Annotated in this window: 13 protein-coding genes; 6 read left to right on the forward strand and 7 right to left on the reverse strand. The window is 71.4% G+C overall.

Annotated elements, in window-relative coordinates; genetic code table 11:
- Positions 1 to 200: 200 nt before the first annotated feature.
- On the forward strand, positions 201 to 1,079 hold the full coding sequence (locus ACX80W_RS04625) for a YflT domain-containing protein (protein WP_459280876.1): 879 nt from the start codon (positions 201 to 203) through the stop codon (positions 1,077 to 1,079).
- 79 nt (positions 1,080 to 1,158) lie between these two features.
- Here the strand turns inward: ACX80W_RS04625 and ACX80W_RS04630 are convergent, their stop codons facing one another.
- A complete protein-coding gene (locus ACX80W_RS04630; protein ID WP_459281350.1) occupies positions 1,159 to 2,727 on the reverse strand; it encodes an aminopeptidase P family protein in 1,569 nt (522 codons plus the stop codon).
- A 146-nt stretch (positions 2,728 to 2,873) separates the two neighbouring features.
- Here ACX80W_RS04630 and ACX80W_RS04635 point away from each other — a divergent pair, with 146 nt between their 5' ends.
- Positions 2,874 to 3,716, forward strand: a complete 843-nt coding sequence (locus ACX80W_RS04635; protein ID WP_459280878.1) for a PHP domain-containing protein — start codon at positions 2,874 to 2,876, stop codon at positions 3,714 to 3,716.
- 33 nt (positions 3,717 to 3,749) lie between these two features.
- Here ACX80W_RS04635 and ACX80W_RS04640 read toward each other — a convergent pair whose 3' ends face one another.
- The 3 genes from ACX80W_RS04640 to ACX80W_RS04650 all read right to left on the reverse strand — a co-directional run bounded on the left by ACX80W_RS04640 (position 3,750) and on the right by ACX80W_RS04650 (position 8,087).
- The gene (locus ACX80W_RS04640) at positions 3,750 to 4,622 is read right to left on the reverse strand and encodes a DNA-methyltransferase (RefSeq protein WP_459280879.1); all 873 of its coding nucleotides are present in this window, start codon (positions 4,620 to 4,622) and stop codon (positions 3,750 to 3,752) included.
- A gap of 6 nt (positions 4,623 to 4,628) precedes the next feature.
- Positions 4,629 to 6,338 (reverse strand): DEAD/DEAH box helicase, encoded by a 1,710-nt coding sequence (locus tag ACX80W_RS04645; protein ID WP_459280881.1) that lies wholly within the window; start codon positions 6,336 to 6,338, stop codon positions 4,629 to 4,631.
- 243 nt (positions 6,339 to 6,581) lie between these two features.
- Positions 6,582 to 8,087, reverse strand: a complete 1,506-nt coding sequence (locus tag ACX80W_RS04650; RefSeq protein WP_459280883.1) for an RNB domain-containing ribonuclease — start codon at positions 8,085 to 8,087, stop codon at positions 6,582 to 6,584.
- 130 nt (positions 8,088 to 8,217) lie between these two features.
- On the opposite strand from ACX80W_RS04650, the gene ACX80W_RS04655 reads away from it, so the two are divergent.
- On the forward strand, positions 8,218 to 8,952 hold the full coding sequence (locus ACX80W_RS04655) for a ferritin-like fold-containing protein (RefSeq protein WP_459280885.1): 735 nt from the start codon (positions 8,218 to 8,220) through the stop codon (positions 8,950 to 8,952).
- Positions 8,953 to 8,989: 37 nt separating this feature from the next.
- Here ACX80W_RS04655 and ACX80W_RS04660 read toward each other — a convergent pair whose 3' ends face one another.
- Positions 8,990 to 9,214 carry a DUF3107 domain-containing protein gene (locus tag ACX80W_RS04660; RefSeq protein ID WP_459280887.1) on the reverse strand — a complete coding sequence of 75 codons (225 nt, stop codon included), beginning with the start codon at positions 9,212 to 9,214 and terminating at the stop codon, positions 8,990 to 8,992.
- Between the two features lie 48 nt (positions 9,215 to 9,262).
- On the reverse strand, positions 9,263 to 9,883 hold the full coding sequence (locus tag ACX80W_RS04665) for a TetR/AcrR family transcriptional regulator (RefSeq protein WP_459280889.1): 621 nt from the start codon (positions 9,881 to 9,883) through the stop codon (positions 9,263 to 9,265).
- 106 nt (positions 9,884 to 9,989) lie between these two features.
- Here ACX80W_RS04665 and moeB point away from each other — a divergent pair, with 106 nt between their 5' ends.
- The gene (moeB, locus tag ACX80W_RS04670) at positions 9,990 to 11,186 is read left to right on the forward strand and encodes a molybdopterin-synthase adenylyltransferase MoeB (RefSeq protein ID WP_459280891.1); all 1,197 of its coding nucleotides are present in this window, start codon (positions 9,990 to 9,992) and stop codon (positions 11,184 to 11,186) included.
- 25 nt (positions 11,187 to 11,211) lie between these two features.
- Here moeB and ACX80W_RS04675 read toward each other — a convergent pair whose 3' ends face one another.
- Positions 11,212 to 12,609: a glutamyl-tRNA reductase gene (locus ACX80W_RS04675; protein ID WP_459280893.1), complete on the reverse strand. Its 1,398-nt coding sequence runs from the start codon at positions 12,607 to 12,609 to the stop codon at positions 11,212 to 11,214.
- A 193-nt stretch (positions 12,610 to 12,802) separates the two neighbouring features.
- Here ACX80W_RS04675 and hemE point away from each other — a divergent pair, with 193 nt between their 5' ends.
- Together hemE and hemG are read left to right on the forward strand one after the other, a co-directional pair.
- Positions 12,803 to 13,864, forward strand: a complete 1,062-nt coding sequence (gene hemE, locus ACX80W_RS04680) for a uroporphyrinogen decarboxylase (RefSeq protein ID WP_459280895.1) — start codon at positions 12,803 to 12,805, stop codon at positions 13,862 to 13,864.
- 2 nt (positions 13,865 to 13,866) lie between these two features.
- Positions 13,867 to 15,342 (forward strand): protoporphyrinogen oxidase, encoded by a 1,476-nt coding sequence (hemG, locus tag ACX80W_RS04685; RefSeq protein ID WP_459280896.1) that lies wholly within the window; start codon positions 13,867 to 13,869, stop codon positions 15,340 to 15,342.
- Positions 15,343 to 15,412: the final 70 nt, after the last annotated feature.

The following is a 15,412-nucleotide window of genomic DNA, read 5'->3' on the forward strand; positions in this document are numbered from 1 at the left end:
AGAACCCTCCCGGCCCTCTCCCCCCCCCCCCCCCCCTTGCTCTCCCCGTTTCCCCCCCTCCCCCCAAGAGAGGAACCCCCCGCGAACCGGGAGCACGCCCGGGCCCGCTTCCCTCAAGACAGCGCCGGAGGGCGTGCGGCGCGAGTTCACTGCAAGCGATACTCGGTCCCGGCGGCGCCGATGTGGTGAACAATGGGCCCATGGCGAATGTACTTGGACGCACCCCTTCCCGTGACGAAGGCCGCACCCTGCCGCGCGGTGAGACCGTGGGCCGCTACACGGCCTACCTCGAGGCGCAGAAGGCCGTTGACTACCTCGCCGACCACAAGTTTCCGGTCGAGCGCGTCTCGATCATCGGCAACGACCTGAAGACCGTCGAACGGGTCACCGGACGGCTCAGCTACCCGCGGGTGGCCCTGGCCAGCGCGGCAACCGGCGCGTGGTTCGGCTTCTTCGTCGGGCTGATCCTCACGCTCTTCGGCGGCAGCGAACCGTACAGCAGCGTGCTCTCCTCGATGGCGCTCGGCGCCATGTTCTGGCTTCTGTTCGGGGTGATCACCTACGCATTCCAGCGCGGCAAGCGTGATTTCACCTCCACGAGCCAGGTCATCGCCACCAGCTACGACGTGATCGTCGATCCGTCGGTCGCCGGTGAGGCGCGCCGCCGGCTCCAGCAGCTGCCCATGAACGGGCAGGCGCTGCACCCCGGCGGACCCGCGGCCGGATGGGACCGGCCCGCCGAGGGCCCGGCCGGTGGATTCCAGCCCCCCGCCCCGCAGGGCGGATTCCCCCCGGGGGCGCCGGAGGTGCCCCCCGGGCCGGCCGCTGCCGGCGCGCCGGCTCCGGCCGGCTCCCCGGGCGAAACCGCCGAACCTGCGGCGCCCCGGCGCGGCAGGTACCCCGACCTGCCCGACGGCCGGCCCCAGTACGGGGTCCGGGTCGACACCCCCGTGGAGGACCGCCCGCGGCCCGAAGGCACCCCCGGCGGGGATACCCCCGCCGCAGCGACGGAGGAACCGGCCGGCGGTCACGGCCAGCACGGCTCGACGAGGGTCGAGCCTCCCCGCGACGGCCGGTAGGACCCCGGCGGCAGACAAAGAGCCCGGCACCGAATGGTGCCGGGCTCTTTGTCTGCCGGTTCGGGCGGCGGTGGAGCGGCTACTCCCCGGTCGGGCTGTAGATGCCCGCCATCCAGGCTTCGACGTCGTCCGGGTCGCGCGGCAGGGCGGCGCTGAGGTTGACCGGTCCGTCAGCGGTCATGAGGATGTCGTCCTCGATGCGTACGCCGATACCGCGGTACTCCTCGGGCACCGAGAGGTCCTCGGCCTTGAAGTACAGGCCCGGTTCGATGGTGAACACCATCCCTTCGGTGAGCACGCCGTCGAGGTAGAGCTCCCGGCGGGCCTGCGCGCAGTCGTGGACGTCCATGCCGAGGTGGTGGCTCGTGCCGTGGGGCATCCACCGCCGGTGCTGCTGGCCTTCCGGGGCGAGCACCTCCTCGAGCGGCACGGGAAGCAGGCCCCAGTCGTTGAGCCGCTCGGCGAGGACCGTGACGGCCGCGGTGTGGATGTCGCGGAACCTGCGCCCGGGCCGGGCCGCGGCGAAGGCCGCGTCGGCGGCTTCAAGGACCGCCGAGTAGATCCTGCGCTGGACCTCGGAGTAGGTGCCGTTCACCGGCAGGGTCCGGGTGACGTCGGCGGTGTAGAGGCTTTCGGCCTCCACCCCGGCGTCCAGCAGGAGCAGGTCCCCGGCCGAAACCCGGCCGTTGTTCCGGATCCAGTGGAGCACCGTCGCATTGTTGCCCGAGGCGGCGATGGTGTCGTAGCCGAGGTCGTTGCCCTCCTCCCGGGCACGGGTGAAGAACGCGCCCTCCACCACGCGCTCCCCGCGGGGGTGGGAGATGGCCCGGGGGAGCTGCTTCACCACTTCGTGGAAGCCGTTGACTGTGGCGTCCACGGCGGCCTGGAGCTGCTCGACCTCCCAGGAGTCCTTGATCAGGCGCAGCTCCGACAGGGCTTCGGCAAGTTTTGCATCGAGGGCGTCGGACTTCTCGAGGTCCACCCCGGTGTTGATGCGCGAGGTGTCCACGAGCGCGTCGGCATTGAGGTCGACCTCGCGCAGCAGCCGGATGGCGATGCCGCCGATCTGCGGCACGCCGGCGTCCTTGGTCACTGCCGTCTCGAGGTCGTCCAGATCGGCCGTCTGGAGTCCGAGCAGGGCCGAGACCTGGGCGCGGGAAAGGCGCGGGCCGATCCAGAACTCGCCGTAGCGCGCATCGGCGTAGAATTCGGCGCTGTCCCGGCCCGCCAGCTCCCGGAAGTACAGGGTGGCTTCGTGGTTGCCGCCGTCGTCGCCGGTCCCCGGCTCGACGGGTTCCATCACCAGTACCGCGTCCGGCTCATGGTCAAGGCCCAGTCCGGTCAGGTGGGCGAACCCGGAGTGCGGGCGGAAACGGTAGTCGGTGTCGTTGGATCGGACCTTCAGCGGTCCGGCCGGGATGACCAGCCGCTCGCCCGGGAACTGCTCCGAGATGGTGCGGCGGCGCTGCGCGGCGAAGCGGGCCACGGGAGCCTCCTCGGGAAGGCCGGCGTCGGAGGGGGCCCAGCTGCCCGCCATGAAGGCCTTGAACGCGGCGGAATCCGGGCGCTGGGACCGGTTCTCGTTGCGGCTCGACAGCGGCTGGTCTTCGGGGGTGACCGGGGTGGCGTCGGCCCCGGTCCTGGACACGTTCGGAATCTCTGCTGTACTCACGAGTCAATGGTCCCACCGGTCCCGCGGGCGGCCAAACACGCGGTCGCGGCGGCACGGCGTTCCGGTGCGGGCCGTTCGTCCCGGGAAGGGGGAATCGGCCTCCGCTGGCGTAGATTGGGTTGGTGAGAATCGACCTGCACACGCACTCCAACGTCTCGGACGGTACTGAAGACCCCGCGGTGCTGATCGCCTCGGCACGGCGTGCCGGCCTCGATGCCGTCGCACTGACAGATCACGACTCGACGGCGGGGTGGGCCGAGGCCGCGGAAGCCGCCGCGGCCGAAGGGATCCAATTCATCCCCGGCATGGAGGTTTCCTGCCAGAGCGACACCGGCATCAGCGTGCATGTGCTTTCCTACCTGCACGACCCCGCGCACGCGGGCCTGCTGGCCGAGGTAGAGAAGTCGCGGGCGGCGCGGCTGTCCCGCGCGCAGCGCATGGTCGAACGGCTCGCCGATGATTTCCCCATCAGCTGGGAACTGGTCCAGGACCACGTGGCGGAGGGGGCGACGGTGGGACGCCCCCACATCGCCGACGCCCTCGTCGCCCTGAACGTCGTCGCGGACCGCTCCGAGGCCTTCGAACGGATCCTCACCGTGCGCTCGAAATACTGGGTGGGACATTACGCACCGCACCCGGCGGTCGCGGTGGAACTGATCCGGCAGGCCGGGGGCGTGCCGGTGTTCGCCCATCCCTCGGCATTCGCCCGGGGGCGGGTGATCGGCGACGCGGTCCTCAACGAAATGATCGATGCGGGCCTGCTGGGCCTGGAGATCGACCACCGCGACAACCCGGAGGACGCGCGGGCCGCGCTCCGGCGCACCGCGGCCGAACACGACCTGCTCATCACCGGCTCCAGCGACTACCACGGCGCCGGCAAGCCGAACCTGCTCGGGGAGAACCTGACCGCTCCGGAAGCCCTCGAACGGATCATCGAGCGCGCGGGCGGCCGTCCCGTCCGGTAGGGGCGCGCCCGGCCGCGGTCGAGGCGGGCCCCCTCAGGCGCTGCTGCGCCCGGCCGGTTCGCAGTAGGGCGCAAGGCGCCGGCGCATGATCTCCACGGCCTGCGGGTTCTGGTCCACGCACACGAACCGGCGCCCCAGCTTCGCGGCGACGGCGCCCAGGGTGCCCGAGCCGGCGAAGAAGTCGAGGACCCAGTCGCCTTCGCGGCTGCTCGCGGCGACCGCCCGGCGCAGCAGGCCCTCCGGTTTCTGCGTCGGGTAGCCCGTCTTTTCCCGGCCGGTGGGCGAGACGATGGTGTGCCACCACACGTCTGTGGGGAGTTTGCCGAGTGCGGCCTTCTCCGCGGTGACCAGCCCCGGCGCCATGTACGGTTCCCGGTCCACCTCCGCGCTGTCGAAGTGGTACCGGGCGGGGTCCTTGACGTAGACGAGGATATTGTCGTGCTTCGCCGGCCACTTCCGCTTGGCTCGGGCCCCGTAGTCGTACGCCCAGATGATCTCGTTGAGGAAGCACTCCCGGCCGAACAGCGCATCGAGCATCACCTTGGCGTAGTGCACCTCGCGGTAGTCGAGGTGCAGGTACAGGGTGCCGTCATCGGCCAGGAGGCGCCAGGCCTCGATCAGCCGCGGGGCGAGGAAGTCCCAGTAGTCCTCGAACGCGTCGTCGTAGCTGGCGAGCATCCCCTTGACGGTGGAGTAGCTCAACCCCTTGAACCCGACCCGGTCCCCGGTGCCGTCCGCATTGCGGACCATGCTCATCTGCTGCCGGCGCTGGGCCCGCCCCGTGTTGAAGGGCGGGTCGACGTAGATCATGGTGAAGGCGCCGTCGGGCAGCGTGGGAAGGTAGGCGGCGTTGTCTGCGTGGACCACCAGGTTGCTGCCGCCCGGGGTCCAGGCAGGTGCGGTCATCGGGTGCTACTCCTCCGAGCCGCGGGCGGGGTTGGCGACGACTTCGCCGTTGCGCCGGCGGGTGCGGGTGCGGCGGGTCCGCTCGGCGGAGGCGGTCTTCGGCGCGCCCGTGTCGGCCGCGCCCTCGGCCGCGGGGGAGCGGCGGCGGCGGGCCGCGCCGTTCTCGCCGGCCTCGTCCGGGGAGGACTGGCCGGCGGAGCTGCGGGCGCCGGAGCGGGAACGCGAACGGCTGCGTCCGCCGTCACTGCGTCCGCCGTCGCCGCGGGCGCCGTTACGTGCGGGACCGTCGCCGCGGCCGGCCGGTGCGCCGGTGCGGGCCTTCTTGCCGGTCTCGCCGAGGTCCTCGAGCACCTCGGCGTCGATGCCGGCCAGTTTGCGGGCGCCGCGCGGGAGCCGACCCTTGGTGCCCTCCGGGATGTCGAGGTCGGTGAACAGGTGGGGCGAGGAGGAGTAGGTTTCGATCGGCTCGGGCGAATCGAGCCCCAGGGCCTTGTTGATCAGGCCCCAGCGCGGCACGTCGTCCCAGTCGACGAACGTGACGGCCGTGCCCTTCTTGCCGGCGCGGCCGGTGCGGCCGACGCGGTGCAGGTAGGCCTTCTCGTCCTCGGGGCACTGGTAGTTGATCACGTGGGTGATGTCCTCGACGTCGATGCCGCGGGCGGCGACCTCGGTGGCCACGAGCACATCGATCTTGTCGCCGCGGAAGGCGCGCAGGGCCTGCTCTCGGGCGCCCTGGCCGAGGTCGCCGTGGATGGCACCGGCGGCGAAGCCGCGGTCGATGAGTTCCTCGGAGAGCTTCGCGGCGGTGCGCTTGGTCTTGGTGAAGATGATGGTGCGGCCGCGTCCGCGGGCCTGCAGGATCCGTGCGACGACCTCGGCCTTGTCGAGGTTGTGGGCGCGGTAGATGACCTGGCGGATGTCCTTCTTGGTGATGCCCTCGTCCTCGGGGTCCGCGGCGCGGATGTGGGTGGGCTGGGTCATGTACCGGCGGGCCATGGCGACCACGGGTCCGGGCATGGTGGCGGAGAAGAGCAGCGTCTGGCGCACCGGGGGCGTGGCGGCGATCAGCGTCTCGACGTCGGGCAGGAAGCCGAGGTCGAGCATCTCGTCGGCCTCGTCGAGCACGACGATCTTGACGTTCTTCAGCACGAGCAGCTTCTGGCGGTGCAGGTCGATGAGGCGTCCCGGGGTGCCGACGACGACCTCGACCCCGCGCTGCAGCGCCTCGATCTGCGGCTCGTAGGCGCGGCCGCCGTAGATGGTGACGATGCGGGCGTTGCGCTTCTTCGCCGCCGTGGTGAGGTCGCCGGCGACCTGCACGGCGAGCTCGCGGGTGGGGACGACGACGAGGGCCTGGGGCGCGCCGGGGACGGGGAGCTTGTCGTAGCCCTCATCGTCGGGGCCGACGACGCGCTGCAGGGCCGGGATGCCGAAGCCGAGCGTCTTGCCGGTTCCGGTCTTGGCCTGGCCGATGATGTCGTGGCCGCCCAGCGCGATCGACAGGGTCATCGCCTGGATGGGGAAGGGGTGGAGGATTCCCGCGTCGGCCAGGGACTCGACGATATCGGGGCGCACGTTGAAGTCGGCGAAGGTCTCGGGGACCTCCTTGTGGGGCTCTTCGGTGGTGACGAGCGTGTCCTCGACGTCGATGGCGTCGTCGCTGTTATCGGCAAGGAGGTGGTGCGAATCCGCAACCGGGCTGTTCTGAGTGTTCAATTACGTACCGTTCATTAAGGCCGAGCGGCCACCGAGGCTCAACGGGTGGCTGGGATTGGCATCCAGCTCGGAGCACATCGGAGGCGCAGGGCGTCCAGTGGAAGCCGATCGCGGGCTTGCAACTGCGTGCCGGCTGGGAGGCGAAGCGCCAGCGCCGACTGGGAAAAACTCGGGACCGAGTAGGTACTGCGGGTCATCGGGGTAGATCGATAACGACCGGGCATCCATTACTACGAGGCAAGTCTACCCTGTGGGCGTGGTGGGAACGGGCACCGCGCCGTCCGTGGCGCCGGGTGCGGCAAGTTCGAAGCGCACGGTGCGGCGGGCGGTGTCGGCCTCGACGAGCCGCACGCTGACCAGGGAGCCCGCGGTGAGCTCGCCGTAGCACTTCGCCTCGATGGCCGGATCGATCAGCTGCACGGTGCCCGACGGGCGGCTGCGCGGGCCGGCGTCGCCGTTGCCGTGCCGCGACCCGGTCAGCACCACGGCCCGGAAGTGCTTGCCCACATCATCGCGCAGGAGCGCGGCAGCCAGGGCGTCCATGGCGCCGGACTCCATCCGCGCCGAGGTCGAGTTCGCGGCGGCCATCTGGGCGTTCAGCTCGGGCAGCGCCTCGCGCGCCCACTGCGGCACCGGCCGGCCGGCGCACAGGGCCTCGCAGATCACCAGCACGAACCGGTCCACGAGGCGGCGCAGCGGCGCGGTCGTGTGGGCGTAGGGTGCGGCGATGGCGGCCTGCACCACGGCCTCCGGCACCTCCCCGTCAAAGGCCGTGTACCCGGCGCCACGGAACAGCGACGCGGCGGCGTGCATCAGGGCCAGCTGCTCGGGCCGGTCGGTGTCGAGGCTGCGCAGGAACCCCCCGTACGCCATTCCCTCGGGCCAGGCCCTGCCGCAGGCGGCGGCCTGCCGGCGGAACTTCGCCAGCGCCGCCTCGTCCGGAGCCGGCATGGTGCGCAGGATGCCGATGCGGCCCTCGATCATGATCTGCGCGGCCGCCATCCCGGTCATCAGGGAGATCTGGGCGTTCCAGTCCTCCGAGGGCAGGGCCGGGGCGGTCACCAGGAAGTATCGGCCCCGCTCGAAGCCGATCTCCTGCGCGGGCAGGTTGAGGCTGGCCCCGCCGCGCTGCAGTTCGAGCTCGATGCGCTTGAGGCCGATCTCGCGCAGCAGCAGGAGGTTCTCCGGTGCCCGGCCGGAGCGGAGGCTTTCCTCGACCTCCGCGTAGGTCAGCTGCGTGCGGCTGAGCACCGAGGCGCGCCGCACGGACGCGGAGGTCACCGCGCCGGAGGAATCCAGGTCGAACTCCCAGACGTAGGCCCCGCGCACCACCTGAGGCAGCAGGCTTGCGGCGTTCTCGGCGATGACTTCCGGGTGCAGGGAGATCCGCCCGTCCGGGGCGTACACAGTCTGGCCGCGCAGGCGCGCCTCCGCATCGACGGCTCCACCCGGCCGGACGAAACCCGGAACGTCGGCAATGGCGTACCAGACCCGGTAGCCCGTTCCCCGGCGCCGCAGGTGCACGGCCTGGTCGAGGTCGACCGATCCGGGCGGATCGATGGTGATGAAGTCGAGGTCGGTGAGGTCCTCGCCGGGGGGCTGATAGGCCGCGACCGCGGCTTCGGCCTCGGCCAGCACCTCCGGCGGAAAGGCGATCCGCAGCTCAAGTTCGTCCCGCAGGGCGCGCAGGGCACCGGTCAGGTGATGCTGTGAGGCGCTGTCCCCGGGATCCAGATGCGAATACGGCACACGCTCACCGTAATACAAGCGCCCGGCTCCCGGCAGGGGAGGCAGGCGGTCCGGCCGCTCCACGGGCCGTGCCGGCGGCGCGCGGCCCACGGAGGCCAGGCACCTGCGGCCCTTCTGTAGTGTTAGCAGCATGAACAACCGCACGAACGAAGGCGTCCCCTTCGCCCCGGATGGAGCCGGAGCCTCCGCTCCGGCGGACGCCCCCGGCCGGGTGGAAAACCCCCGCTACGCCCGCTTCATCGCCGACCTGCTGGGGGTCATCGCCTACGGGGAGCTCTCCGGATTCGAACGGCTTTCCTCGGACGCGCGGTTCTCCCCAACGCTCGCCGACCGGGCGGGCATCGGACGCCTGGCCGTGCAGGAGTTCCAGCACTTCGAACTGGTCAGCAGCCACCTCGCGGAGCGCGGGGTCGACGTCGAGCAGGCGATGGCTCCGTTCGTGGCCTCGGTGGACGCCTTCCACGAGCGGACCCGGCCGGCGGACTGGTTCGAATCCCTGATGAAGGCCTATGTCATCGATGCGATCTCGGGGGATTTCTACCGGGCGCTGGCGGACCGGCTCGACGACGACACGCGGGGACTGATCGGCAGGATCGACGCCGACGACGATACCCCGCTGCTTGGCCGGCGCCTCAAGGAGGCGCTCGCGGACGACCCCCGGCTCGCTTCCCGGCTGGCCCTGTGGGGGCGGCGGCTCGTGGGGGAGGCCCTGACCCAGGCCCAGCGGATCGGGATTGAGCGCGAATTCCTCGGCGGGCTGCTGTTCGCCGATACGGCGGACCCGGCCGCGCACACGACGGCGCTGTTCGCCCAGCTCACGCGCAACCATTCGCGCCGGATGAGCGCCCTGGGCCTGACGGCCTGACGCCCCGGCCCGCCGCCGGCGGGCCGGGGAGGAAGCCCTAGAGGGCCCCGAAACCGACGCGGCGCTGCTCTTCGGCGCCGATCTCGACATAGCCCAGGACCTTCGAGGGAACGATCACCGTGCGGCCCTTCGAATCGGTGAGCCGGAGCTCGGATCCGCCGTTCATCGCCGAGGCGACCACCTCCGCGATCGCTTCGGCGGACTCCGAGGACTCCAGAACAATCTCCCTGTTGACGTTCTGAATACCGATCTTTACTTCCACGGCGGGTGCCTCCTGTGTAGTGAACCTATAAGCCCTTGGAAACCTACTCTAGATCTCCTTGGGGAACCGACTGATTCCGCGCCAAGCTAAACGGTAGATCAGCTCACTGGCCGTATCGATGTCGAGGCTGCCGTCGGTCTCCAGCCAGAACCGGGCGCTGATCTGCGCCATGCCGGCCAGTCCGCGTCCGAGCAGGGTCGCCTCCACCACCGACAGTTGGGTGTCTTCGGCGATGACCTCGGCGATGGCGCTGGCGAAGTGGGCGTTGAACGCTTCAAGGCGGGCGCTGACCTCCGGGTCATTGCTGACGTCGGATTCGAACACGAGGCGGTGGGCCTTGCTGTCGCGGGCGATGAAGGAGAAATAGGCACGCATCGTGGCCTGCACCCGGACCTTGTTGTCTCCGGTGGATCGGAGGGCTTCAAAGAGCAGGTCGGTCAGTTCGGCGAGGTGGTTCTCCAGCAGCGCCAGGTACAGTTCGCGCTTGCCGGGGAAGTGCTGGTACAGCACCGGTTTGCTGACCTTGGCCGCCTCGGCGATGTCGTCCATGGCGGCGCCGTGGAAACCATGGGCCACGAAGACTTCGTGCGCGGCACTGAGGAGCTGGCGGCGGCGCTCGTCGCGCGGCAGCCGAAGCGCTTTTCCGTTTGGCGAAACTTCTGCGCTCACGTCCTGCAACCTCTGTTCTGTGGTCCGTCCCGGCCTAGTTTACCCAGCGTGCCCGCCGGGGCCGATTCGGCTGGCAGGGACGAGCGCGCGGGCATACATTGAAGGCATGAGCGCACACCCTCGAACCGCCGGCGCGCCGGGGCTTCCTCCGCTGCCGCCGCTGGTCGATCCGCACCCCGGACTGACCGACGAGGAGGTCATCCGGTACTCCCGCCACCTGCTCATCCCCGAATTCGGCCTTCAGGCCCAGCGGCGGCTCAAGAACGCCAGGGTGCTGGTCATCGGGGCCGGGGGCCTCGGCTCGCCCGTCCTGCAGTACCTCGCCGCCGCCGGCGTGGGCACCCTGGGCATCGTCGACGACGACACAGTGGAGATCTCCAACCTGCAGCGCCAGGTGATCCACGGGGTCACCGACCTGGGCGACCTCAAGGCCGCCTCGGCGCAGCGCAGCCTGGCCGAACTCAATCCGCTCGTGGAGGTGGTCCTGCACACCGAACGGCTGACCGCCGGAAACGCCCTTGATGTGATGGGCCGGTACGACCTCGCCGTGGACGGCACCGACAACTTCTCCACCCGCTACCTCGTCAACGACGCCGCCGCACTGCTTGGAATGCCCTACGTATGGGGTTCGATCCTCCGCTTCGACGGGCAGGTGAGCGTGTTCTGGGAGAAGCACGGCCCCGGCTACCGGGACCTGTACCCGGAGGCGCCGCCGCCCGGCTCGGTCCCGTCCTGCGCCGAGGGCGGGGTCCTGGGCGTCCTGTGCGCCTCCATCGGCTCCCTCATGGGCACCGAGGCCGTCAAGCTCATCACCGGCGTGGGACGGACCCTGCTCGGGCGGGTGCTGATCTTCAACGCCCTCGAGATGTCCTGGCAGGAGATCACGGTGCGGAAGGACCCCACGGCGCCGCCGGTCACCGGGCTGGTCGACTACGACGCATTCTGCGGGCTGGGGCCGGCCGCCGCGGAGGAGGTGCCGTCGATCGGGGTGCGCGAACTCGCGGAACTGCTGCGCGGCAGGGAACGGGGCGAGGAGGCGTTCGACCTGATCGACGTCCGGGAACCCGGCGAGTACGGCATCGTCCGGATCGAGGGCGCCCGGCTGATCCCGAAGGACGAGGTCCTGGCCGGTGGCTACACCCCGGAGCCCTCCCTGCCGGTCTACGTGCACTGCAAGTCCGGCAAACGTTCGGCGGAGGTGGTGCGCCACCTGAGGGGCCAGGGGCACCGTCAGGTCTTCAACGTCGACGGCGGCATCCTGGCGTGGGTGTCCACTGTGGAACCGGGCCAGCCGGTCTACTGACGGAGGGTTGTCCGGGCCGCGGCGGTCAGGCTGAGGCGGCCGCGGGCGGCTCGTGGCTGATCGGGCACTGCGCCGCGTCGCCGCTGCCGGCCGGGTGCGGAATGCCCGCCGGGTGGAGTGCCGGGCGTGCGGGCGCCCCGGAGGGTGCCGCCGGGGCCGATGCCTCGGCCGGGCGCAGGTCGATGCCGTAGAGGGCCTCGAGCGCTGCGGTGTAATCGTCCTGGCGTCCCTCGGCGGCGAGCTCACGGGCACGCACGGTGGGGATGTGGAGCAGCTGGCGCACCATGCGGCGCAGGGCCAGCTCGACCTCCTCTGCCGCGGCGGTGCAGCCGTGCTGGGCACGCACCCGGTCCATCTCCGCATCGAGCACCTGCTGCGTGTGCCTGCGCAGGGCGACGATCGCGGCGTCCATCGCGCGGGTGTTCTGCTGCTCCTCGAAGGCCTCGGCCGCCTGCTGCACCAGTTCGCCGGCCTGGCGCAGGGTCTCCGCCTGCTCCTCGGGGGCGGCGAGCCGGACCGACTCGAGGGTGATCAGCTCGACGTTGTCGAGATTGGCCACGGCGGGATCGAAATCATGGCTCAGCGCCAGGTCGATCACCACCAGGGGGCTGCTTACGCCCTCCCGGATCGCCGCGAGGTCCGAGGCCTCGATGCGGGCGTCGCTGCCGCTGCAGCCGAGAATCACGTCGGCCCCGCGGATGGCCCCGGCCAGGGAGTCGGCGTCCAGGGCACGGCCCCCGCGGGAGGCGACGAACGCCTCCGCGCGGCCGGAGGAGGAAAACACGGCGATCCCGCCGGCCTTCTTTTCATTGAGCAGGGCCATCGTGGCACCGGCATAGGCGCCGGTCCCGAACAGGACAACCGATTTCTGCGACCAGTCGGCGCTGCCGGAGATGTCGCCGGCGAGTTCGAGGGCCACCGAGACGACCGAACGGCCGTCGCTGCCGAGCACGGTGCGGGCCCCGACGTCCTTGGCGGTCCGGGAGGCGGCTTGGAAGAGGCGCACCAGCCCCTTGCTGGCCGCGCCCGAGGCCTGCGCCTCGATCAGGGCACGGCGGACCTGCCCGGCGATTTCGCGCTCGCCGACGACGGCCGAGTCGAGGCCGGCACCGACGGCGAACAGGTGCTTGGCCACCGAGCCACCCTTCTTGGTGACGAAGGCGGAGGACACCGAGGACTCGGGGACGCCGGAATAGCTGCTGATCGTGGAGATGATGGCGGAGCGGGCGGCCTCGGCGTCCTCTTCGGACGGGGCCTCGAAGTAGATCTCGAAGCGGTTGCAGGTCGACAGCACGACGGCGCCGGACACCGGGCGGCCGTCCGCGAGCACGACTGAGGGGACCTGGGGCGCTCCCACGCTGAGGCGGGCAACGGTTTCCAGGTCCACATTCGAGTGAGTCGCAACGAGAGAAAGTAGAACCACAGCTCTCCAAGCATAGCGATCCGATGGTTGCGGATGGTAATAGGAAACCCTAAGTGGAGCCCTTGTTTCACGGCGTTCCGGGGCCCGACCGCGGAATCCCGGGGGCGCGGGCGGGGGTGATTTTCGCCACCCCGCAGGGTGCCGCGGGCGGTGCCGGTTAACGATCGCCGGTGATCTTCGGCAGAATCAGGGTATGACCCTTGGAGCATCACACCCGCTGGTGGACGGCCGCACCGCGAATTCCCCGCTGATCTCGGCCTACCGCGGGCGGAAACCGGCCCGCAGGCCCGTCTGGTTCATGCGCCAGGCCGGCAGGTCCCTGCCGGAGTACCGGGCGCTGCGCGAGGGAACGGCGATGCTCGAGGCCTGCCTCGATCCGGCGATGGCCGCCGAGATCACCCTCCAGCCAGTGCGCCGCCACGACGTCGACGCCGCGATCTTCTTCTCCGACATCGTGATCCCGCTCAAGCTCGCCGGGGTCGACGTCGACATCGTCCCGGGGGTGGGCCCGGTCCTTGGGACGCCGGTCCGGACCGCCGCCGACGTCGCGGCCCTTCCCGTGCTCACCGACGAGGCCCTCGAACCGATCCGCGAGGCCGTGGCCCGGACCGTCGCCGAACTGGGCAGCACCCCGCTCATCGGCTTCGCCGGGGCGCCCTTCACCCTGGCCGCCTACATGGTCGAGGGAAAGCCCTCCCGCGACCACCTTGGCCCGCGCACGATGATGCACTCCGATCCGGAGACGTGGCGGGCCCTTAGCGAGTGGGCCGCCGACGCCTCCGGGCGGTTCCTGCGCGCCCAACTCGAGGCCGGCGCGAGCGCGGCGCAGCTCTTCGATTCCTGGGCGGGTTCCCTGGGGCTCGCCGACTACGTGCAGCACGCCGCGCCGGCCTCGGCCCGGGCGCTGGACCACGTCCGCGGCCTCGGTGCGCCGCTGATCCACTTCGGTACCGGGACCTCCGAGCTGCTCGGGGCGATGCGCGACGTCGGCGTCGATGTGATCGGCGTCGACTACCGGCTGGATCTCGGGGAGGCCAACCGGAGGCTCGACGGGAGCGTCCCGCTGCAGGGCAACATCGACCCGGCCCTGCTCGGCGCTCCCTGGCCGGTGCTTGAAAAGCACGTCCGGTCCGTGCTGGAGGCGGGGGCCGCGGCGCCGGGCCATGTGGTGAACCTCGGCCACGGCGTCCCGCCGGAGACCGACCCCGACGTGCTGACGCGTGTGGTGAAGCTGATCCACTCGGTGGAGCCCTAGCCATGGCGGCGGGCAGCGCACGACCGGCAGTCGTCGTCGTCGGCGGTGGGCTGGCCGGCCTCGTCGCGGCACGGGTGCTGATGCTGCGCGGGGCCCAGGTCACGGTGCTCGAGCGCTCGGAAGCCTTCGGCGGCAACCTCGGCGGACGCGAACTCGGAGGGTTCGTCCTCGACAGCGGCGCCGAGTCATTCTCCACCCGCTCGGCCACCGTGCCCGACCTCGCCGCCGAACTGGGCCTTGCGGACCGCATCGTCACCCCCGAGGCGCCCGGGGCCTGGGTGCAGCTGCCGGCGCGGGACCTCCCCTCGGGGGCCCACCCGCTGCCCGCCTCGGGCATCCTCGGCATTCCCGCCGACCCGGCCGAGCCCGGCACCGCCGCCCTGATCGGACGCGCCGGGGTGCTGCGCGCCGCCCTGGACAAGGTGCTGCCCCCGGGCGCGCTGGCCACCCGCCCCGCGGTGAGCCTCGGCGAACTCGTCCGGACCCGCATGGGCGAGGAGGTCCTGCAGCGGCTGGTGGCGCCCGTCGCCGGAGGAGTCTTCTCGGCGGACCCCGACACCCTCGACGTCGACTCGGTCGCCCCGGGCCTGCGGCCGGCCATGGCGCGGCTCGGTTCCCTCGGTGCCGCCGCCGGTGCCCTGCGGCAGGCCGCGCCGGCGGGATCGGCAGTGGCGGGGCTGCGCGGCGGCATGGTCCAGCTGCGCGATGCGCTCGTCGCCTCCCTCCGCGACGGCGGGGCCGACCTGCGCACCTCCGAGACCGTCCTGGCGCTCCGGCGCACGCCCGGGGGCGGGTGGAGCGTCTCCACCGAACACTCAACCCTCCAGCGCAGCGTCAGCGCCTCCGCGGTGGTGCTCGCCGCCGACGGGCAGGGCGCCGTCGACCTGCTCTCGGGGGTGCTGCCGCAGGTCGCCGCGGACCGCCCCGACCCGGTGCCCGGAGTCGCCCTGGTCACCCTCATCGTCGACCAGCCCGAGCTCGACGCCAGCCCGCGGGGCACCGGCGTCCTGGTGGCACGCGGCGTCGCCGGCGTCCGGGCGAAGGCACTGACCCACTCCACGGCCAAATGGCAATGGCTGCGCGAGCAGGCCGGTCCCGGCTCGCACATCCTGCGGGTCTCCTACGGGCGGGCCGGGGACCCTCCCGGCGCCGCCGGCGCGTCCCTGCGCGACGAGGACCTGTTCGGGCACGCGCTCGCCGACGCCTCAGCGCTGCTCGGGGTGCCCCTGGAGGCCGCCGACGTCGTCGATTGGGATATCGTGCGCTGGGCCGGTGCGCTCCCGCACGCCGCCGTGGGCCACCGGGAGCGCGTGGCCCGGCTCCGGACCGCGGTGGCCCCGCTCGCGGCCCTGGAGGTGACAGGCGGCTGGCTCGCAGGCACCGGACTGGTATCGGTCATCGACGACGCCGCCGCCCGGGCCCGCGCCCTGGCCGGGGAACTGGGCCTCCCGGAGGGCCCGCAGGAGGCCCCGCTGTGATCTTGCTCACTTTCTACATCTTGTAGAACATCGAGATTTTCTTTGCTCCAGCGCAGGGGGCAGACTAGTA

The organism is Arthrobacter melezitosi, assembly GCF_054511055.1.